20 protein-coding genes and 1 pseudogene are annotated in these 17,624 nt (G+C 71.5%); 11 read left to right on the top strand and 10 right to left on the bottom strand.

What is annotated here, in order from left to right; genetic code table 11:
• The first annotated feature begins 166 nt into the window (after nt 1-166).
• The gene (locus tag AB0J90_RS35310; RefSeq protein WP_363603444.1) at nt 167-958 is read left to right on the top strand and encodes a maleylpyruvate isomerase N-terminal domain-containing protein; all 792 of its coding nucleotides are present in this window, start codon (nt 167-169) and stop codon (nt 956-958) included.
• 219 nt (nt 959-1,177) lie between these two features.
• Here AB0J90_RS35310 and AB0J90_RS35305 read toward each other — a convergent pair whose 3' ends face one another.
• Nucleotides 1,178-1,555 (bottom strand): DUF3037 domain-containing protein, encoded by a 378-nt coding sequence (locus tag AB0J90_RS35305; RefSeq protein WP_363603443.1) that lies wholly within the window; start codon nt 1,553-1,555, stop codon nt 1,178-1,180.
• Nucleotides 1,552-2,310, bottom strand: a complete 759-nt coding sequence (locus tag AB0J90_RS35300; RefSeq protein ID WP_363603442.1) for a HipA family kinase — start codon at nt 2,308-2,310, stop codon at nt 1,552-1,554. The genes AB0J90_RS35305 and AB0J90_RS35300 overlap by 4 nt, the downstream gene beginning before the upstream one ends.
• A gap of 97 nt (nt 2,311-2,407) precedes the next feature.
• Between AB0J90_RS35300 and AB0J90_RS35295 the strand changes: the two genes are divergently transcribed.
• The gene (locus AB0J90_RS35295; RefSeq protein WP_363603441.1) at nt 2,408-2,671 is read left to right on the top strand and encodes a hypothetical protein; all 264 of its coding nucleotides are present in this window, start codon (nt 2,408-2,410) and stop codon (nt 2,669-2,671) included.
• Between the two features lie 42 nt (nt 2,672-2,713).
• On the opposite strand, the gene AB0J90_RS35290 is transcribed toward AB0J90_RS35295, so the two are convergent.
• The 5 genes from AB0J90_RS35290 to AB0J90_RS35270 form a co-directional block, all read right to left on the bottom strand.
• Complete coding sequence (locus AB0J90_RS35290; RefSeq protein WP_363603440.1) at nt 2,714-3,766, bottom strand: LLM class flavin-dependent oxidoreductase; 1,053 nt, start codon at nt 3,764-3,766, stop codon at nt 2,714-2,716.
• A gap of 156 nt (nt 3,767-3,922) precedes the next feature.
• Nucleotides 3,923-4,942 carry an SEC-C domain-containing protein gene (locus AB0J90_RS35285; RefSeq protein ID WP_363603439.1) on the bottom strand — a complete coding sequence of 340 codons (1,020 nt, stop codon included), beginning with the start codon at nt 4,940-4,942 and terminating at the stop codon, nt 3,923-3,925.
• A gap of 149 nt (nt 4,943-5,091) precedes the next feature.
• The gene (locus tag AB0J90_RS35280; protein ID WP_363603438.1) at nt 5,092-6,168 is read right to left on the bottom strand and encodes an alcohol dehydrogenase catalytic domain-containing protein; all 1,077 of its coding nucleotides are present in this window, start codon (nt 6,166-6,168) and stop codon (nt 5,092-5,094) included.
• Entirely contained in the window at nt 6,165-7,583 is a 1,419-nt protein-coding gene (locus AB0J90_RS35275; RefSeq protein WP_363603437.1) for an aldehyde dehydrogenase family protein, read from the bottom strand. The genes AB0J90_RS35280 and AB0J90_RS35275 overlap by 4 nt, the downstream gene beginning before the upstream one ends.
• A gap of 46 nt (nt 7,584-7,629) precedes the next feature.
• Complete coding sequence (locus tag AB0J90_RS35270) at nt 7,630-8,295, bottom strand: TetR/AcrR family transcriptional regulator C-terminal domain-containing protein (RefSeq protein WP_363603436.1); 666 nt, start codon at nt 8,293-8,295, stop codon at nt 7,630-7,632.
• Nucleotides 8,296-8,403: 108 nt separating this feature from the next.
• On the opposite strand from AB0J90_RS35270, the gene AB0J90_RS35265 reads away from it, so the two are divergent.
• Genes AB0J90_RS35265 through AB0J90_RS35245 form a run of 5 tightly spaced genes read left to right on the top strand, consistent with a single transcriptional unit; the run spans nt 8,404 to nt 13,561 of the window.
• On the top strand, nt 8,404-9,552 hold the full coding sequence (locus AB0J90_RS35265; protein WP_363603435.1) for an acyl-CoA dehydrogenase family protein: 1,149 nt from the start codon (nt 8,404-8,406) through the stop codon (nt 9,550-9,552).
• Between the two features lie 38 nt (nt 9,553-9,590).
• Complete coding sequence (gene fabG / locus AB0J90_RS35260; RefSeq protein ID WP_363603434.1) at nt 9,591-10,349, top strand: 3-oxoacyl-ACP reductase FabG; 759 nt, start codon at nt 9,591-9,593, stop codon at nt 10,347-10,349.
• A 28-nt stretch (nt 10,350-10,377) separates the two neighbouring features.
• Nucleotides 10,378-11,550: an acyl-CoA dehydrogenase family protein gene (locus AB0J90_RS35255; protein ID WP_363603433.1), complete on the top strand. Its 1,173-nt coding sequence runs from the start codon at nt 10,378-10,380 to the stop codon at nt 11,548-11,550.
• Complete coding sequence (locus AB0J90_RS35250) at nt 11,547-12,011, top strand: MaoC family dehydratase (RefSeq protein WP_363603432.1); 465 nt, start codon at nt 11,547-11,549, stop codon at nt 12,009-12,011. Before AB0J90_RS35255 ends, AB0J90_RS35250 begins: the two co-directional genes overlap by 4 nt.
• Complete coding sequence (locus AB0J90_RS35245; RefSeq protein WP_363603431.1) at nt 12,008-13,561, top strand: long-chain fatty acid--CoA ligase; 1,554 nt, start codon at nt 12,008-12,010, stop codon at nt 13,559-13,561. Before AB0J90_RS35250 ends, AB0J90_RS35245 begins: the two co-directional genes overlap by 4 nt.
• Before the next feature lie 21 nt (nt 13,562-13,582).
• Here AB0J90_RS35245 and AB0J90_RS35240 read toward each other — a convergent pair whose 3' ends face one another.
• Complete coding sequence (locus AB0J90_RS35240) at nt 13,583-13,990, bottom strand: VOC family protein (RefSeq protein WP_363603430.1); 408 nt, start codon at nt 13,988-13,990, stop codon at nt 13,583-13,585.
• A gap of 119 nt (nt 13,991-14,109) precedes the next feature.
• Here AB0J90_RS35240 and AB0J90_RS35235 point away from each other — a divergent pair, with 119 nt between their 5' ends.
• Complete coding sequence (locus tag AB0J90_RS35235; protein WP_363603429.1) at nt 14,110-14,766, top strand: hypothetical protein; 657 nt, start codon at nt 14,110-14,112, stop codon at nt 14,764-14,766.
• A gap of 262 nt (nt 14,767-15,028) precedes the next feature.
• On the opposite strand, the gene AB0J90_RS35230 is transcribed toward AB0J90_RS35235, so the two are convergent.
• Entirely contained in the window at nt 15,029-15,682 is a 654-nt protein-coding gene (locus AB0J90_RS35230) for a DUF1345 domain-containing protein (protein ID WP_363603428.1), read from the bottom strand.
• Nucleotides 15,683-15,717: 35 nt separating this feature from the next.
• Nucleotides 15,718-15,990, bottom strand: a complete 273-nt coding sequence (locus AB0J90_RS35225) for a DUF2795 domain-containing protein (RefSeq protein WP_363603427.1) — start codon at nt 15,988-15,990, stop codon at nt 15,718-15,720.
• Nucleotides 15,991-16,161: 171 nt separating this feature from the next.
• Between AB0J90_RS35225 and AB0J90_RS35220 the strand changes: the two genes are divergently transcribed.
• From AB0J90_RS35220 to AB0J90_RS35210, 3 genes and pseudogenes are all read left to right on the top strand, one after another.
• On the top strand, nt 16,162-16,566 hold the full coding sequence (locus tag AB0J90_RS35220) for a DUF2267 domain-containing protein (protein ID WP_363603426.1): 405 nt from the start codon (nt 16,162-16,164) through the stop codon (nt 16,564-16,566).
• 154 nt (nt 16,567-16,720) lie between these two features.
• Complete coding sequence (locus tag AB0J90_RS35215) at nt 16,721-17,395, top strand: hypothetical protein (protein ID WP_363603425.1); 675 nt, start codon at nt 16,721-16,723, stop codon at nt 17,393-17,395.
• 98 nt (nt 17,396-17,493) lie between these two features.
• Nucleotides 17,494-17,624, top strand: a pseudogene (locus AB0J90_RS35210) (sulfite oxidase-like oxidoreductase); the annotation flags it as partial.

The following is a 17,624-nucleotide window of genomic DNA, read 5'->3' as shown; positions in this document are numbered from 1 at the left end:
ATCGTGTCGTCGGCGTGCACCTCAACTATCTGCCCTCCGGAGTTTCCACTCCGGGGACCCGTTCCTGCCGCTTCGTCGGGCGGCATGATGGATCGTCGCTGCCACCGCTTCCCGCGGGTTCGCGGTGGCGCCGGCTCAGCAGCACCGACCAGGTGACAGGAGAACCATGAGCACGCTCGCCGACCAAACCATCGCCGCCCTCCGCTCGGGCCACGACGAACTTGCCGCATTCGTCCGGGACCTCGGCCCGGAGGACCTGGTCCGCCCCTCCGGTGCCAGTGAGTGGCAGGTGTCCCAGGTGCTCAGCCACCTCGGCAGCGGCGCCGAGATCGGCCTGGCCGCGTTGACCGCCGCCCTCGACGGCGCACCCGCACCGGACGGGGAGTTCAACCGCAAGGTGTGGGCCCGCTGGGACGCGATGCCCCCGGCCGAGCACGCCAGCGGATTCCTCGAGGCCAACCAGCGGCTGGTCGAGGCGTACGAGGCGCTGGACCCGACCACCCGCGCGGAACTGCGGATCGACCTCGGCTTCCTGCCCGAGCCGGTGGACGTCGCCACCTCCGCCCGGTTCCGGCTCAGCGAGTTCGCCCTGCACCAGTGGGACGTCGAGGTGGGCTTCAACCCGTACGCGACGGTGACGCCGGCAGCGGTGCCGCTGCTGCTCGACCAGACCGGCGGCATGCTCGCCTGGACCGGCCGCCCCGACGCGCTCGGCGGACGGCAGGCCACGCTGGCGTTGCGGCTGAGCGAGCCCGACCAGGCGTACGGGCTGCGGCTGGCCGAGCGGATCGAGCTGACCGAGGTGCCGCAGAACCCGGACGGTGAACTGGTCATCCCGGCCGAGGCGTGGCTGCGGCTCGCCGTCGGCCGGCTCGGGGAGCGGTACACGCCGGAGGGTGTCCGGGTGACCGGCCCGTTCAGCCTCGACGACCTGCGCAAGGTCTTCCCCGGCTTCTGAGGGGCCCGACCGACGACGGCCCGCGCACCGGCGGGTCGTGTGACACCGGCAGGTGCTCGCGCGATCCGCCCGGTCCCCGGCGAGCACGCGGGCGATGCTCGTCCCACTGGCCGCGTTCGACCTGGGCATGCGGCGCCGGTGGGTCTTCCCGCTGGCCGCGTTCGACCGGACGAGCCCGCTCGCCGGCCTCGGCACGGTCGAGCCGACCCCGTTGTCCGCTCAGCGGACCAGCAGGTCGAGCAGGCGTTCCAGCTCGCCGGCCGGGTCCTCGGTCAGTCCGGTGTGCACCGGCCCCGACTGGATCACCGTGCTGCGCGGCGCGGTGAGCCAGCGGAACCGTTCGCCGAGCCGCATCCCGGCCGCCGGCCCGCCGGTCGGTCCACCGGTGCAGGTGGTGTCCCAGCCGCGCAGCGCGGTGGCGACCGCCTCGACGTCCACACCGGGATCGAGGCAGCGCAGGCGGTCGGCGTCGAGATGGAGTCGGGCTGCGAGGAAGTCGTGCGCCTGGCAGTAGAGGACAACACCGACGTTGATCTGCTCGCCCCGCTGGATGCGCGGGACGGCGCGGATGGCCGCGTACTCGAAGGGCTTCCTCATGCCGCCGCCACCTGCGGCAACCATGCGCCGCTGTCCGCGACTCGGGCGGACAGATGGGCGACGTACGCGGCGCGCGCCTCGTCCGGGGACTCGAAGTCCGGGCCGACCAGCCAGTCGTCGGGAACTAGGGTGAGCACCTCGCTGAGCAGGTCGCCGGTGACCTGCGGGACGAACTCCGCGTCGGCCTCGGACAGCCGGGTCGCGTACGGGGCCAGCACGTGGTCGTCGGCCCGGAACGGTCGCCCGACCGCCGCTGCCGCGCGCGGCCAGTTGTGGTGGAAGTAGATTGCCGCGCCGTGGTCGATCAACCAGAGCTTGCGGTGCCAGACCAGCAGGTTCGGGTTGCGCCAGCTCCGGTCGACGTTCTCCAGGTAGGCGTCGAGCCAGAGCACCCGCGAGGCGAGTTCCGGTTCCACCGGGTGCGCGACCGGGTCGTAGCCGAGCGCGCCGGGCAGGAAGTCCAGGCCGAGGTTGGCACCTCCACTCGCCGCGAGCAGTTCCTGGACCTCCTGGTCGGGCTCGGCGCGGGCGATGATCGGGTCGATGTCGATCACCACCAGCCGGGGTACGGGCAGCCCCAGACGCCGGGCGAGTTCACCGGCGACCACCTCGGCGACCAGCGTCTTCGGCCCCTGTCCGGCGCCCCGGAACTTCACCACGTACGTGCCGAGGTCGTCCGCCTCGACCAGGCCGGGCAGTGAGCCGCCCTCGCGCAGCGGGGTCACGTAGCGGGTCCCGGTGACGTGGCGCAGCATGCCGCCCACCCTAGTGCCGCCCCCGAGCCCGGCCGACAACAGGCCGCTTCCCCCGGCCGCGGCCGCGCCGGCGCCTGCGGTGACTAGCCTCTGTCCGATGGGTGAGGTACGCAGGGCAAACGTCGCCGACGCCGGGGAACTGGTCCGGCTGCGTGCGGTGTTGCTGGCCGCGCTGGACGGGCACGAGCCGGTGGGCGACGACTGGCGGCAGGCGGCGGCGCAGACGCTGCGGACCCGGCTCGTCGGTCCGGATCCGACACTGGCCGCTTCGTGGTGGAGCGCCCCGACCGCTGTACGAGTCGCTGGGCTCGTGCGTACGTCCGACCCCGCGATGCGGCTGCGGCTGCCGGCGCCGGAGTGAGCCCGGCCCACGCCCGTGCGGTGGTGGACCGGGCTCGCCGGGTCAGGCGCCGGTGGGGGCGTCAGCCGCGAGGAGTTCGCGGACCCGGGGGATCACCTCGGTGCCGTACAGCTCGATCGCGGTCATCAGCCGGTCGTGCGACAGGGTGCCGCTGGAGTACTTGAGGTCGAAGCGCTGTACGCCGAGGGTGCGCACCGTATTGGCGATCTTGCGCGCGACCGTCTCCGGTGAGCCGACGTGCCAGGCGCCCTCGGCGATGTCGGCGTCGAAGCGTTGCCGTGTCATGGGCGGCCAGCCACGTTCGGCACCGATGCGGTTGAACAGCACCCGCACGTGCGGCCACAGCACGTCGGCCGCCTCCTCGTCGCTGCCCGCGATGAAGCCGGGGGAGTGCACCGCGACCGGCAGCGGCTCCTTGCCGAACTCGCCCAGCGCCCGGTGGTACAGGTCGACGTAGGGCGCGAACCGCGCCGGGGCGCCGCCGATGATGGCCAGCACCAGCGGGAAGCCGTACTGGGCGGCTCGGACGACCGACTCGGGGCTGCCGCCGACACCGATCCAGGTGCGGATGTGGCCCGCCTCGGTCTTCGGGTAGACGTGCTGCTTGTCCAGCGGGGCGCGTACGGTGCCCTGCCACGTCACCGCGTCCTCGGTCAGCAGGTGCGACATCAGATCGGCCTTCTCCGCGAAGAGCCGGTCGTAGTCGGTGAGGTCGTACCCGAACAGCGGGAACGACTCGGTGAACGATCCCCGGCCCAGGGTGATCTCCGCGCGTCCCTGCGAGATCGCGTCCAGGGTGGCGAACCGCTCGAAGACGCGTACCGGGTCGTCGGAGCTGAGCACGGTGACCGCGGTGCCGAGGCGGATGCGTTCGGTCCGGCTCGCGATCGCGGCGAGCACGATCTCCGGCGCCGAGACCGCGTAGTCGTCGCGGTGGTGCTCGCCGATGCCGAAGCTGTCGATGCCCAGCCGGTCGGCGAGTACGCCCTGCTCGATGACGTTGCGGATCACCTGGCCGTACGGGATGCGGTTGCCGTCGGCGTCGGCCGTGACGTCCCCGAAGGTGTCCAGGCCGAACTCCACACCGGTCGCCATGATGTCACTCCTTCATCGGTACGCCCCGGGCGTACCCGCGCTTGCGTTGCTCCCGGCGGGACAACGGCGATGCCGATGATCTCATTCCCGGCCAGTGTCGGCTCATGCCCGATCCCGGGCGGCGGACCAGGGCGGTCCGCCGCCCGGGGCATCCGGTCAGCCGCGCGAGCGCGGCAGGCAGCACTTCTTGTACTTGGTCCCCGAACCGCACCAGCAGGCGTCGTTGCGCTCCGGCGGCCACGGGATCTGGCTGGTGCCGCTGGACAGCTCCTGGGCGTACGCCGCGCGGATCTTCGGGTCGGTCGGATCCCCACCCCGCTGCGGGGCGAACCCGGCCAACCCGCCGGTCGAGCCCTTGAGCACGGTCAGTCCGGTACGGCCACCGCCGGCGAGCCGGACCAGTTCCCGCTCCAGGCCCGCCCGGTGCTCGTCCCAGTCCCGGCCGTAGGTCTCGGCCAGCGCGGGCCAGTCCGACCGCAGGCGCTCGAAGTCGTCCTTCGGCCAGAACAGCAGGTCGTTCGCGGTCGGTTCGGTGCCCGCCCGGCCGGCGGTGCCGGTCAGGCCGCTCTCCAGCCGGTCGGCCAGGTTGTCGTTCTGGTCGTGCGAAAGGGCGAGGTCCCGGCGTACCCGGTGGCGCTGTTGCAGCAGGAAGAACAGGATGCCCGCGGACTCGCGGTCCCTGGGCTCGGTCGGCTGTTCGGCGGACGCGGCGCGGTCCGCCATGACCGTCTCCACCGCTGCCGTCAGCCACTGCTCGGCGAGGCTGGTCCGACCGCCCGCGTCCAGCGCGGCGCTGATGTACGCCGGGGCGTCGGCCTGCTCGGTGAGCAGCGGGCGCAGGGCGGTGAGTTCCTCGACCGCCTCGTCGGCACGGCCGACGCGGAACAGGATCCGGGCGTGCAGGGCGCGGGAGAAAGCGGCCCGGTTGTCATCGCGTGTCCGGTACGCCTCGACGGCCCGGTCCGCGTAGCGGAGCGCGGCGTCGAGCTTCGACCGGCTCTCGGCGATCTCGGCGGCCAGGGTCAGCGCGTAGCCGGTGTCGGTCGGGTCGGCGAGCCGGCCCTGGTCCGCCGCGTCGGCCAGTTCGGCGGCGACGCCGAGCGGGTTGGCCGCGCCGAGCGCGGACTGGCGCAGTTCGGTCAGATCTGCGCTGCTGAGAACGTTTGTCGTGGGCACGATCTCACGTTACTGCGCGAGCCGGGTCCGGCGTCGCCGCGACGCTGTTGCCCCCGTCTCACCCCGGCTCGGCGGTCGTCCCGCCCGGCCCGGACATCCTGTTCCGGCGCTGGTGAGGCCGCGTCGTCCAGGAGCACGAACATCCGGTTTCAGAACAGGATGACCGAGCGGGCGCCCTCGCCCCGGGCCATCCGGTCCAGTGCCGCCGGGGCCTCGTCGAGCGTGCTCCGGTCGCTGATCAACGGCCCGAGGTCGATCGATCCGTCGAGCACGGCCCGGGCCAGTTCGGGCAGGTCCCGGTCGGGGTCGGAGGAGCCGTAGACCGAGGAGCGCAGGATCCGGGCGGAGTGGAAGATGTCGAGCGCACCGAGTTCCACCACGTCGTCCTTGCCGCCCATGCCGACCACGGTGACCTGGCCGCCCCGGCGGGTGGCCCGCCAGGCCAGCCGGATCGTCGCCGCCCGTCCGGCGCACTCGAACGCGTGGTCGACGCCCCGGCCGCCGGTGCGGGTGCGTACCGACCGGTTGAGCGTGTCGTCGGAGAGCAGGAAGTCGGTGGCCCCGGCGGCGACGGCCAGGTCGCGTTTTGCCGCCGACAGGTCGACGGCGATCACCGGGTCGGCGCCGGCCGCGCGGGCGGCGGCGACCACGGACAGACCCACCCCGCCGAGGCCGATCACCGCGACCGCGTCGCCGGGGACAACCCCTGCGGTACGGCGTACGGCGCCGATGCCGGTGAGTACGGCGCAGCCGAGCAGGGCAGCGGCCTCGAAAGGCAGTTCGGCCGGAACCGGGATGACCGCGTTCGCCGCGACCACCACCTCCTCGGCCAGCGCGCCGAGCCCGAGCGTGACGTGCAGCGGTGCCCCGTCGGCGTCGGTGCTGCCGCTCGGTACGGAAGGGGCGCCGGTGGCGGCGCAGAGCCACGGCTCGCCCCGTCCGCAGTACCAGCACTGCCGGCACGGTGGCGCCCAGTTCAGCACCACGTGGTCGCCGAGACGTACCCGGTCGACGTCGGCGCCGACCGCGAGCACCACCCCGGCCGCCTCGTGCCCCAGCACCAGCGGGTACGTCGGCGCCAGCGTCCCGTTCACCATCGACAGGTCGGAGTGGCACACCCCGGCGGCCCGGATCGCCACCCGTACCTGCGCCGGGCCCGGTGCCGGCAGCACGATCTCCTCGACCCGTGGCGGGGTGCCGGCCGCGCGGGCGACCAGTGCCCTCATCGCTGGATGGCCTTGGTCTGGAGGAACTCGTCGAGGCCGAAGGTGCCCAGTTCGCGGCCGAGCCCGGACTGCTTGTAGCCGCCGAACGGGGCGAGTGGGTTGAACGGGGCGCCGTTGATGTCGACCGCGCCGGTGCGCATCCGCCGGGCGACCGCGAGCGCCCGGTTGTCGTCGCCCGACCAGACCGCGCCGGCCAGCCCGTACCGGGAGTTGTTGGCGACCTCGACGGCGTGGTCGTCGTCGTCGAACGGGATCACCACCAGCACCGGACCGAAGATCTCCTCCTGGGCCAGGGCACCGTCCGGGTCGACGTCGGCGAAGACGGTCGGTGCGACGAAGTGGCCGCGCTCGGGCAGCTTCGCGTCCGGTCCACCGGTGACCAGCCGGGCGCCGTCGGCGAGGCCCTGTTCGACGTGGCCGCGTACCCGGTCGCGTTGTGCGGCGGAGACCAGCGGGCCGAGTCGGGTGGCGCTGTCGAACGGGTCGCCGAGTTGGTAGCCCTCGGCCGCTCGCGCGGCGAGGGCGAGCGCTTCGTCGTAGCGGCTGCGGTGCACCAGCATCCGGGTCCAGGCGGTGCAGGTCTGTCCCGAGTTGAGCAAGGCGTTGCCGACACCGGTCTTCACGGCCGCGGTCAGGTCGGCGTCGTCCAGGATCACGTTGGCCGACTTGCCGCCCAGTTCCAGGGCGACGCGGGCGATCCGGTCGGCGGCGAGGTGCGAGATGCGCCGGCCGGTCGCGGTCGATCCGGTGAACGAGACCATGTCGACGCCCCCGTGGGCGGCGATCGCCTCGCCGACCACCGGGCCGGTTCCGGTGACCAGGTTGACCACGCCGGGCGGCAGCCCGGCCTCGTCGATCGCGTCGAAGAGCAGGTACGCGACCAGCGGGGTCAGCTCACTGGGTTTGAGGACGACCGTGCAGCCGGCCGCCAGCGCCGGGGCGACCTTGGCGACCACCTGGTGCAGCGGGTAGTTCCAGGGCGTGATCGCCCCGACCACGCCGACCGGTTCGCGGACCACCAGCGAGTTGCCGACGAGGTGGCTGGCGGGTGGTTCGGCGGCCAGTTCGACGTAGCTGCGCAGGACGGCCAGCGGCAGCCCGGTCTGCACCCGGGTGGCGACCTTCAGCGGGGTGCCGAGTTCCAGCGCGACGGTACGGGCGATCTCGTCGCCACGGGCGGCGAGGGCACCGTGGAGCCGGTCGAGTGCGGCGGCCCGGTCGGCGGGGTCGGTCGCGGCCCAACTGTCGAAGGCGGTGCGGGCGGCCGCGACCGCCCGGTCGACGTCGGCCGAGGTGCCGGCCGGCACGGTGCCGATGACCTGTTCGGTGGTGGGGTTCTCGACCGGGATGGTGTCGGTGGCGGCGGGGGTGACCCACTGCCCGTCGAGGTAGAGGTCGGTACGGGTGAGGTCCATCGTGGGCCCCTCGGGTCGACGGAAACTAGCGCTGCAAGTTTTGACTCTAGTACGCCCCGGCGCCGGACGGGAGGGGTGGCAGCGGTCCGACCGTCCGCTCGTAGGTGTGGCTGAGCCCGTCGATCAGGGCGTCCAGGCCGAGCGTGAACGCGCCCTCGTCGACGCTCTGCTGGTGCTCGGCGAGCCGGTGCGCCTGGGTCAGGTGGGGGTACTGCTCGGCGTAGAAGCCGGGGTCCTCGACGAATCCGCGGGCGAACGAGCCCAGGGCGGAGCCGGTCACGAAGTAGCGCATCAGCGCGCCGATATGGGTGGCCCGCGCCGGTGGCCAGCCCGCGTCGACCAGTCCGCCGTAGACGGCATCGGCCATGGCCAGGGCGGCGGGACGGCGCCCCGGCCCCTGGGCCAGGTGCGGGACGATGTGCGGGTGGGCGGCGAGGGCGGCCCGGTAGGACAGTCCCCACCGGCGCAACGCCTCGCGCCAGTCGGTCGTGCCGAAGGACGAGACGTCGATCTGGGCGGTGATGCTGTCCGCCACCGCGTCCAGGATCTCGTCCTTGGTCCCGAAGTGGTTGTACAGCGAGGGCCCGCGTACGCCCAACTCGGCGGCGAGTCGCCGGGTGGAGAAGGCGCCGAGCCCGTCGGCGTCGATCAGGGCGGCGGCGGTCTCGATGATCCGCTGCCGGCTCAGCAGTGCCTGCCGTGGCCGGGGCATGGCGTACCTCCTCCTGCGTCTTGCCGGTCTGTCGCCGCAGCGCTGTTTGCGGAAACTCTGCCACACGGGGTCTGGACGGGATAAAACTTGCACCGCTAGTTTAGATACATGGACCTGCAGCTCTCCGTGGAGCAGGCGGCCGTCCGCCGGCTCGCGGCCGAGTTCGTCGACCGCGAGGTACGGCCGTACGCCGCCGAATGGGATCGCCGCGAAGCGGTCGACCCGGCGATCGTCGGCCGGCTCGGCGAGATCGGATTCCTCGGTCTGACCATTGCGGAGCAGGACGGCGGCTCCGCCGGTGACCACCTCTCCTACTGCCTCGTGCTGGAGGAACTGGGGCGCGGCGACTCGTCCGTACGCGGCATCGTCAGCGTGTCGCTCGGACTCGTGGCCAAGGCGATCGCCGCACACGGCAGCCCGGCACAGCGGGCGCAGTGGCTGCCCCGCCTCTGCGCCGGTAAGGCCCTGGGCTGCTTCGCGCTGACCGAGCCCGGCAGCGGCTCCGACGCGGGCTCGCTGCGCACCCGGGCGGTACGCGACGGCGACGACTGGCTCATCACCGGCTCGAAGGTCTTCATCACCAACGGAACGACCGCCGACGTCGCGCTGGTCTTCGCCCGTACCGGCGAACCCGGACCGCGTGGCATCACCGCCTTCCTCGTACCGACGGGCGTCCCTGGTCTGGACCGGCGCGAGATCCACGGCAAGCTCGGGTTGCGCGGGCAGGCCACCGCCGAACTCGCCTTCGACGCCGTACGGGTGCCGGCCGACGCCCGGCTGGGCGCCGAGGGTGCCGGCCTCCGGCTCGCCCTGTCCACCCTGGCCAAGGGGAGGATGTCGGTGGCCGCCGGTTGCGTCGGCGTCGCCCAGGGCTGTCTCGACGCGGCGGTCGGTTACGCCAACGGGCGGGAACAGTTCGGCAAGCCGATCGCCGGCCACCAGCTCGTCCAGCAGTTGCTCGCCGAGATCGCCGTGGACACCGCCGCCGCCCGGCTGCTGGTCTGGCAGGTCGCCGACCTGATCGACCACGACCGTCCGTACGCGACGGAGTCCTCGATGGCCAAGCTGTTCGCCAGCGAGGCGGCGGTACGCGCGGCGAACAACGCCGTCCAGGTCTTCGGCGGCTACGGCTACGTCGACGAGTTCCCGGTCGGCAAGTACCTGCGTGACGCCCGGGTGGCGACCCTCTACGAGGGCACCAGCCAGATCCAGCAACTGCTCATCGGTCGCGCCCTCACCGGCGTCACCGCCTTCTGAACCCCGACCCGTCGTTGCGACCGTCTGCGAGGAGAACAGTGACCAGATATGCCGGCAAGGTAGCGGTTGTCACCGGTGGGGGACAGGGCATCGGCGCGGCCACCGCCCGACGGCTCGCCGCCGAGGGAGCGGCGGTCGCCGTCGTCGACCTGAACGGGGAGTCCGCCACCTCGGTCGCCGACGAGCTGAGCGCCGCCGGTGGGCGGGCCGTCGGCGTCGGCTGCGACGTCACCGACGCCGCCGCGGTGGCGGACATGACGAGCCGGGTGGTCGAGGCGTACGGCCGGCTCGACGTGCTGGTCAACAACGCCGGCATCACCCGCGACGACCTACTGTTCAAGATGCCTGTCGATGCCTGGGGGGCGGTGTTGACCACGAACCTCACCAGCATGTTCCTCTGTTGCCAAGCCGCCCAGGCGCAGATGGTCGGCCAGCGTTACGGCCGCATCGTCAACCTCAGCAGCCGCTCCGCGCTGGGCAACCGGGGTCAGGTCAACTACGCCGCCGCCAAGGCCGGTGTGCAGGGGCTGACCGCCACGCTGGCGATCGAACTCGGGCCGTTCGGGGTCACCGTCAACGCGGTCGCGCCGGGTTACGTCGCGACCGCGATGACCGCGGCCACCGCCGAGCGGGTCGGCAGCACCCCGGAGGACCACCAGCGGTGGGCCGCCGAGCACACACCGCTGCGCCGGGTCGCCCAGCCCGAGGAGATCGCCGCGGTGATCGCCTTCCTGGGCAGCGACGACGCCTCCTACGTCAGCGGTCAGACCCTGTACGTCAACGGCGGGGCCCGCTGAACCCCGACCCAACCCCTCGGAGGACAACATGGACTTCTCGCTCAGCGACGAAGAGCGTGCGATACGCGACACCGCCCGGGACTTCATCACCCGTGAGGTCGTTCCGCTGGAGGCCGAGGTGTTGCGCCGGGAGCGGGCGCACCGGCCCGGAATCGATCGTGGTGAGCTGCGCGAGTTGCAGCTCAAGGCGAAGAAGTTCGGGTTCTGGGGACTGGCCACCCCGCAGGAGTACGGCGGCATGGACCTGCCCGCGGTCACCCAGTCGCTGATCTGGACCGAGATCGGTCGCTCCTTCGTGCCGTTCCGGTTCGGCGGCGAGGCGGACAACATCCTCTTCCACGCCAACGACGAGCAGAAGCACGAGTACCTGGTGCCGACGATCGAGGGCGAACGGCTCTCCTGCTTCGCCATCACCGAGCCGGGTGCGGGCTCGGACGCGGCGAACATCAAGCTCAGTGCCCGCCGCGACGGCGACGACTGGATCCTCAACGGCGAGAAGACCTTCATCACCGGCGGCAACGACGCCGACTTCGCGATCGTGGTCGCGGTCACCGACCGGGAAAAGGGCGTACGCGACGGCGGCAGCACGGCCTTCCTGGTGGACCGCTCGATGGGGTGGCGTTCGGAGTTCATCCAGACGATGGGGGAGGGCGGCCCGGCCGCACTGGTCTTCGACGACGTACGGGTGCCCGGCCGCAACATCCTCGGTGAGCTTGGCCAGGGCTTCGCCCTCGGCATGCAGTGGATCGGCAAGGGGCGCTACACCATCCCGTCACACGCCGTCGGGATCGCCGAACGAGCGCTGCGGATGGCGATCGAGCATGCCAACACCCGGGAGACCTTCGGTACGCCGATCGCCACCAACCAGGCCATCCAGTGGATGATCGCCGACTCGGAGACCGAACTGGAGGCGGCCCGCTGGCTGATCCTGCGTGCGGCCTGGACGGTCGACCAGGGGCTGGACCCCCGGCACGCGTCGTCGATGGCGAAGCTCTACGGCGCCGGCATGGTCAACCGGGTGGTCGACCGGGTCCTGCAGATCCACGGCGGCATGGGTTACACCCGGGAGTTGCCGATCGAGCGCTGGTACCGGCAGGTGCGGTTGTACCGCATCTTCGAGGGCACCGACGAGATGCAGCGCCTGATCATCGCCCGGGACTTGCTGCGTGGCTACACCAAGCTGGGAGGGCACCTCGGATGAGGAGCTTCACCTCGCCCGCCGAGTTGCTCGACGCGATCGGTGAGCCGTTCGGGCCGGGTCGGTGGCATCCGGTCGACCAGGAGCGGGTGGACCTGTTCGCCGACGCCACCGACGACCACCAGTGGATCCACGTCGACCCGGCTCGGGCGGCGCAGGGGCCGTTCGGTGCGACCGTCGCGCACGGGTATCTCACCCTGTCCCTGCTGCCCGCGCTGGTGACCGAGTTGTACCGGGTCGACGGGGTGCGGATGGGCGTCAACTACGGCCTCAACCGGGTGCGCTTCCCCGCCCCGTTGCGCGTCGGTACGCGGATCCGGGCCACCGCGCGGATCGCCGGAGTCGAATCCGTGACGGGTGGTTTACAGGTGGTCACATCGGTCACAGTGGAGAGTGAGGGCGGCGCCAAGCCGGTCTGTGTCGCCGAAACGGTGTCCCGGCTCTACTTCGAGGAGGGGAAATGACCGCGTTGTCGTTGGCGATGGTGCTCGCCGAGTCGGCCCGCCGGCACTCCGACACGGTTGCCGTGGTGGACGGTGAGGTCCGGGTGACCTACGCCGAGCTGTGGCTGGAGGCCCGGTGCGCCGCAGCCGGGTTGCGTGAGCTGGGTGTCGGCGCCGGCGACACGGTGGCGCTGCTCGCGCCGAACGTGGTCGACTTTCCCCGGGCCTACTACGGCGCGCTGGTCGCCGGTGCGGTGGTGGTGCCGGTGCACCTGCTGCTCACCGCGGAGGAGATGGCATACGTGCTCCGGGACAGCGGTGCCGACCTGCTCGTCTGTCACACCAGCCAGTTGGCCATCGGCGCCGAGGCGGCGTACCGCGCCGGGGTTCCGTTGGTCACCGTCGGCCCGGTGCCCGCCGGGATCGAGGTCCGCCGGCTGGAGCAGGTCAGCGACCAGGTGACGCCACTGCCGTCGTACGTGACCCGCGAGGCCGAGGACACCGCGGTGGTCTTCTACACCAGCGGCACCACGGGTGAGCCCAAGGGCGCCCTGCTCACCCACCTGAACCTGGTCATGAACGCGACCGTGAACGTGTTCGACGCCAACGACGCGCGCAGCGCCGACGTGGTGCTCGGCTGCCTGCCGCTGTTCCACACCTTCGGCCAGACGGTGGCGATGAACGGTACGTTCCGGGTGGGTGGGACGTTGGTGCTGCTGAGCCGGTTCACCGGTGCCGCCGCGATCGAGCTGATGCTGCGTGAGGCGGTGACCGTCTTCCACGGCGTACCGACGATGTACATCGGGTTGCTCGCCGCCGCGGCAGAGGCGCCGACCCTGCCCCGGCTGCGGCTCTGCATCTCCGGCGGCGCCTCGCTGCCGCTGGCGGTGCTGGAGCGGTTCAACGCCACCTTCGCCACCACGATCTTCGAGGGATACGGCCTCTCTGAAACCTCGCCGACCGCGACCACCAACCAGCCGCACTTCGGCACCCGCGCCGGCACGGTCGGCCACCCGGTCTGGGGCGTCGAGGTGGAGATCGCCCGGCCCGAGTTGGACGACCAGATCGAGCTGCTACCCACCGGTGAGATCGGCGAGATCGTGATCCGGGGTCACAACGTCTTCGCCGGTTATCTGGGTCGGCCGGCAGCGACCGCGGAGGCGCTGGTCGACGGCTGGTTCCGCAGCGGCGACCTCGGTACGAAGGACGAGTCCGGCTTCGTGACCATCGTGGACCGGAAGAAGGACCTGGTCATCAGGGGCGGGTTCAACGTCTACCCACGCGAGATCGAGGAGGTCGTCGCCCGCCATCCGGCGGTGGCACAGGTGGCGGTCATCGGGGTGCCTGACCCGGTGCACGGCGAGGAGATCTGCGCGGTGGTCGTGCTCGACCCGGGCGGGCCGGCCGCCCCGACCGAATCGGAGTTGATCGACTGGGCGCGCGAGCGGCTCGGCCGGCACAAGTACCCGCGCCAGGTCCAGTTCCTCGACGAGCTGCCGTTGGGACCGAGCCACAAGGTGCTCAAGCGGGAGCTGCGACGGATGATCGTCCCGAGGGCCGCCCTCGACTGATCCGGCCGACCGACTCCGGCGTCAGCCTCGGCTGGAGATCTGCTGTACGGCCCATTCGTTGCCGTCCGGGTCGCTGAAGAAGACGAAGCCGACGTTGTCCAGCGGATCCGGCATCGGCGTCGGGTTCTGGCCGAGGATCTGGACCTCGCTGACCTGCACGCCGCGTTCGACCAGCTGGGCGTGGGCCTTGTGGATGTCCGTGACCACCAGTTGCAGGCCCTTGAGCGAGCCCGGTGCCATCTGCGGTACGGCTCCGTGACCGATCACGATGGAGCAGCCCGATCCGGGCGGGGTCAGCTGGACCAGGCGGACCTGCTCGCCGATCCGGGTGTCGTGGTCGACGTCGAAGCCGAGTTGTTCGGCGTAGAACGCCTTCGCGCGGTCCACGTCCGACACCGGCACCACCACGACCTCGAGTGTCCAGTTCACGATCTGTCCCCCGTCGTATCCGCTGTGTCGTCGATGTTCCGGGCAGCGTACCGGTCGGATCCGTACCTCGGGGTGGACCCGATCGGCGTGGCCGGCGCCGTTTCGGGTAGTCGCACGGCATGGCGACCACGATGAGCGTGGAGGACAAGAAGCGGTTCGTCCGGCGGCTGGCCGGCAGCGGGCGGGGTTTCGCCGACCAGCTGGGGTTCCGGGTCACCAACAACCCGGCCGCGCTGTTCCAGTTGCTGTACCTCTCCATCCTGCTCGGTCGGCCGGGCGATCCGCGGCGGGCGGCGCAGACCGCCGTGGCACTGCGTGACCGGGGTTGGGACAGCGCGGCCAGGATGAGTCGGTCGACGCAGGAGTCCAGGGCCGCGGTGCTGCGCGGCTGCGGGCGCCGGGACGCGGACGAACTGGCCACCACGCTCGGTGCCCTGGCCTCGTTGGTCGGTGAGCGGTACCACGGCGACCTGCGGCGGCTGCGCACGATGGCCGGGTACAACGCCGCGCGGGAGCGGGATCGGCTGGACCGGCTGCCCGGAGTGGACGATCTGGTGGTCGACCTCTTCTTCCGCGAGGTGCAGGCGCTGTGGCGGGAGGTGCCGCCGTCCGCGGACCGCCGGGCGCTCACCGCTGCGCGCAAGCTCGGTCTGGGTCGTACGGCCGATGACCTGGCGGCGCTGGCCGGCAGCCGGGAGTCGGAGAAGCTCGCCTGGCTGGTCGGGGCGCTGGCGATGGTGGACCTGGACGACACGTACCACCAAATCACAACATAGACACCCAATCGTACGTGGGCTCCCCCACAATTATGGTGTTCGTCGTCTTTCAGGTGATCCCACCTCGTAGGATAGGTCTGGCAGAGCTGTCCAACCGGTTCGGCTGGACCTCCGCCATCCGGTGACCGCGTTCGGTTCGGACGCCGCTTGTCGCCGGAGTTTCGTCGGGCGTGGTGTCCCGGTCATGCCTGTCGTGGCCGGCACCTCGTCCGGTGTCCGTTTCGACGGGGCTGTTCGCCGCCGGTCCGCACGACCCCTCGGTTCACCGCACCAGACCGGCGATCAGGTTGACCGTCGACGCGATGATCACGGCACCGAACAGGTACGACAGCAGCGCGTGGCGCAGCGCCGTACGCCTGATCTCCGGACTGCTCAGCGGGGTGTCGGACACCTGGAAGGTCATCCCGATGGTGAAGGCCAGGTACGCGAAGTCGGTGTAGCGGGGCGGCGACTGTTGGTTGAACCGCACCCCGCCGTCGGTACCGGTGTAGTACAGCCGGGCGTAGCGGCTGCCGAACACGGTGTGGATGACCGCCCAGGAGAAGATGACGCTGACGATGCCGAGGGCGATGTGCAACTGTTCCGAGAAGCCGTCCAGCGGCTGGGCCCGGATCAGTACCACCCCGATCGCCAGCAGGCTGGCCAGGCAGGCGAAGAGCAGCAGCGAGTCGCGTAGCCCTCGGTTGGTGTCCTCGCGCAGCGCGAACCGGGCGGTCTCGGTCGGGTCCAGCGGCCAGAGCCTGGAGCGTGCCCAGATCAGGTAGAACAGCGCGGCGGCGTCCCAGCCCACGAGTGGACCGAGCACCGCCGCGTCGTACAGTCCGACCGGGACGGCGGCCGTCGCCGCCACCGCCGCCATGATGATCAGGAGCAGCGAGGACCGCAACGGCTCCCGGCGTGGGCGGGTCGTGGTCAACGCCGGCACTCCGCTGCGGCGACGGCCTGCACCGGTCAGCTCTGGCGCAGGTGCCGAGCGACCCGCTGGTGCTTGCGGTCCCGGGCCCGCGCGGCCAGATCGGCGGGGGTCACCTCGGGATTGGAATTGGTGCGCGCCGAGCGGGCCACCTCGTCGATGTTGCCGTAGTCCGCGGGCGGCATCGCCCGAACCGCCCGGAGCACGTCGTCCGGTGCCCCTTCCCGTTCGGCCTCCGCGACGATGTCGTCCTTGGTGGCGGGAAAGTCGAGTGCGGTGAGGTAGCGCAGCACCTCGGCGTTGGTCACCATGTGAATCCCGCTCCTCGCCGGTCGTCTGGTTCTCCCCGCGCAGCGCATACCCCGCTTTTCCAGCTTCACGCCCCGCTGCGGGCCGCGGTCTCGCGTCCGTTTCACCGGACCCGCCAGGGGTACGCGCCCGGAACGCGACGCCGGACCGCGGCGACGCCGGGAGGAGTCGTGATGAACTACGACACGTTCGTCGACATGGTCGCGCAACGGGCGGGGGTGGACTCCGACACGGCCATCGACCTCAGCCGGGGCACCCTGCAGACGCTGGCCGACCGGCTGACCGGCGGGGAGGCGATCGACCTGGCCGCCCAGTTGCCACAGCCGCTGCAGGCGTTGCTGCGCAGCCCACGGGACGCCGCGGAGCGGTTCGGAGCCCAGGAGTTCGTCCGGCGGGCCGCCGAGCGCGCGAGTGTCGACGAGGCCGCGGCGCGCACCGGAGTCCGGGCCGTGCTGACCACCGTACGGGAGGCGGTCACCGGCGGTGAGTTCGACGACGTGATGGCTCAGCTACCGCGCGAGTTCCGTGACCTGGTCGAACCGGTGTTGATGCCCGGTGGCCGCGCGCGACGACGCTAGACCGGTTGCCGGGGACATCTTGCCGGGGACATCGACTTTCGTCTAGACCAACGAAAGTTTGGTCGATTTCAACCGGGCAATAGACTGCCCCGCATCAAAGCCGTAACCTCTACGCAACGTGCGTGCGGTGGTCGATGCCCCGGGAGGAACGGACATGTCCCGCAGGACCGGCAAGCCTTCCTATACCAAGGCTCCGACGAGCAGGCGGCCGAGTGTGGGCACCCTGGTCTTCGCCATGCTGCTGCCGGTGGTGCTGGCCGGCTTCATCGGAGCCGGCATCGGTTACGCGGTGGGCGGGCCGAGCGAAACCGAGACCGCCGTGAACAAGCTGCGCGAGGAGGAAGCGCGGCGGGACACCGAGCAGATCGGCAGCCTGACCACGGCCGCGCGGACCACGCGGGACGAACTCGGCCCACTGCTGTCCGACCTGGACGCCGCGGTCAAGTGCGGCCAGCCGGCGCCCGCCGACAAGCTTGCAAGCTGGCAGCAGACCATGCGTCGGGCGGTCGAGCGGCATGCCGAGAGCCCGTCCGGCAGCACCGCCACCAACGTGGCGCGGGGCGGACTCCGGGCGGCGGTCGACGGTCTGGCCACCGCGCTGGACACGTACGCCCTGGTCGGTACGTTGCCCGCGGCCGCCCAGCGTGCGGTGCTCGACCTGGCGGCCCGTCAGCGTACGGCGGCCGGCACGGCCTGGTCGATCGCGGCGGCACAACTCGACCAGATCAACATCGACGCGGGACACGGGCACCAGCACGTCTACCTGACCACGGAACCCGGCAGCGGCGCGTTCACCTCCGACGGTGCGCCGGAAGGGCCGACCAAGTAGCCGACGCGACCGCCGCCGACCCGCCAGCGGTTGGCCGCTCTATGATCACCTGCCGGGATCACGATCCGGCACACCCGGGAAGGTGATAGGAGTAGCGGATGGGCATCGTGTCGCCGGGCTTTCAGGGCCGGCCCAGGTCGTCGCAGCCGGCGTTGCCGCCGGGGCAGTATCTGACCGAGGATTTTCCGGTGTTGTCGGCGGGTCCGACGCCGCGGGTGTCGTTGGATAC

It is taken from the genome of Micromonospora sp. NPDC049523, from assembly GCF_040676775.1.
Classification (GTDB): domain Bacteria; phylum Actinomycetota; class Actinomycetes; order Mycobacteriales; family Micromonosporaceae; genus Micromonospora_G.
The sequence above is the reverse complement of the archived record's forward strand: the minus strand, read 5'-3'. Positions and strand labels throughout refer to the sequence as shown.

Bases quoted from the DNA above. Each gene is read 5' to 3' on its own strand.
- AB0J90_RS35265 (WP_363603435.1), top strand. From the start codon at position 8,404: ATGGACCTGCAGCTCTCCGTGGAGCAGGCGGCCGTCCGCCGGCTCGCG.
- AB0J90_RS35270 (WP_363603436.1), bottom strand. From the start codon at position 8,295: ATGCCCCGGCCACGGCAGGCACTGCTGAGCCGGCAGCGGATCATCGAG.
- AB0J90_RS35295 (WP_363603441.1), top strand. From the start codon at position 2,408: ATGGGTGAGGTACGCAGGGCAAACGTCGCCGACGCCGGGGAACTGGTC.
- AB0J90_RS35290 (WP_363603440.1), bottom strand. From the start codon at position 3,766: ATGGCGACCGGTGTGGAGTTCGGCCTGGACACCTTCGGGGACGTCACG.
- AB0J90_RS35235 (WP_363603429.1), top strand. From the start codon at position 14,110: ATGGCGACCACGATGAGCGTGGAGGACAAGAAGCGGTTCGTCCGGCGG.
- AB0J90_RS35245 (WP_363603431.1), top strand. From the start codon at position 12,008: ATGACCGCGTTGTCGTTGGCGATGGTGCTCGCCGAGTCGGCCCGCCGG.
- AB0J90_RS35310 (WP_363603444.1), top strand. From the start codon at position 167: ATGAGCACGCTCGCCGACCAAACCATCGCCGCCCTCCGCTCGGGCCAC.
- AB0J90_RS35300 (WP_363603442.1), bottom strand. From the start codon at position 2,310: ATGCTGCGCCACGTCACCGGGACCCGCTACGTGACCCCGCTGCGCGAG.
- AB0J90_RS35250 (WP_363603432.1), top strand. From the start codon at position 11,547: ATGAGGAGCTTCACCTCGCCCGCCGAGTTGCTCGACGCGATCGGTGAG.
- AB0J90_RS35255 (WP_363603433.1), top strand. From the start codon at position 10,378: ATGGACTTCTCGCTCAGCGACGAAGAGCGTGCGATACGCGACACCGCC.
- AB0J90_RS35305 (WP_363603443.1), bottom strand. From the start codon at position 1,555: ATGAGGAAGCCCTTCGAGTACGCGGCCATCCGCGCCGTCCCGCGCATC.
- AB0J90_RS35225 (WP_363603427.1), bottom strand. From the start codon at position 15,990: ATGGTGACCAACGCCGAGGTGCTGCGCTACCTCACCGCACTCGACTTT.
- AB0J90_RS35215 (WP_363603425.1), top strand. From the start codon at position 16,721: ATGTCCCGCAGGACCGGCAAGCCTTCCTATACCAAGGCTCCGACGAGC.
- AB0J90_RS35280 (WP_363603438.1), bottom strand. From the start codon at position 6,168: ATGAGGGCACTGGTCGCCCGCGCGGCCGGCACCCCGCCACGGGTCGAG.
- AB0J90_RS35275 (WP_363603437.1), bottom strand. From the start codon at position 7,583: ATGGACCTCACCCGTACCGACCTCTACCTCGACGGGCAGTGGGTCACC.
- AB0J90_RS35220 (WP_363603426.1), top strand. From the start codon at position 16,162: ATGAACTACGACACGTTCGTCGACATGGTCGCGCAACGGGCGGGGGTG.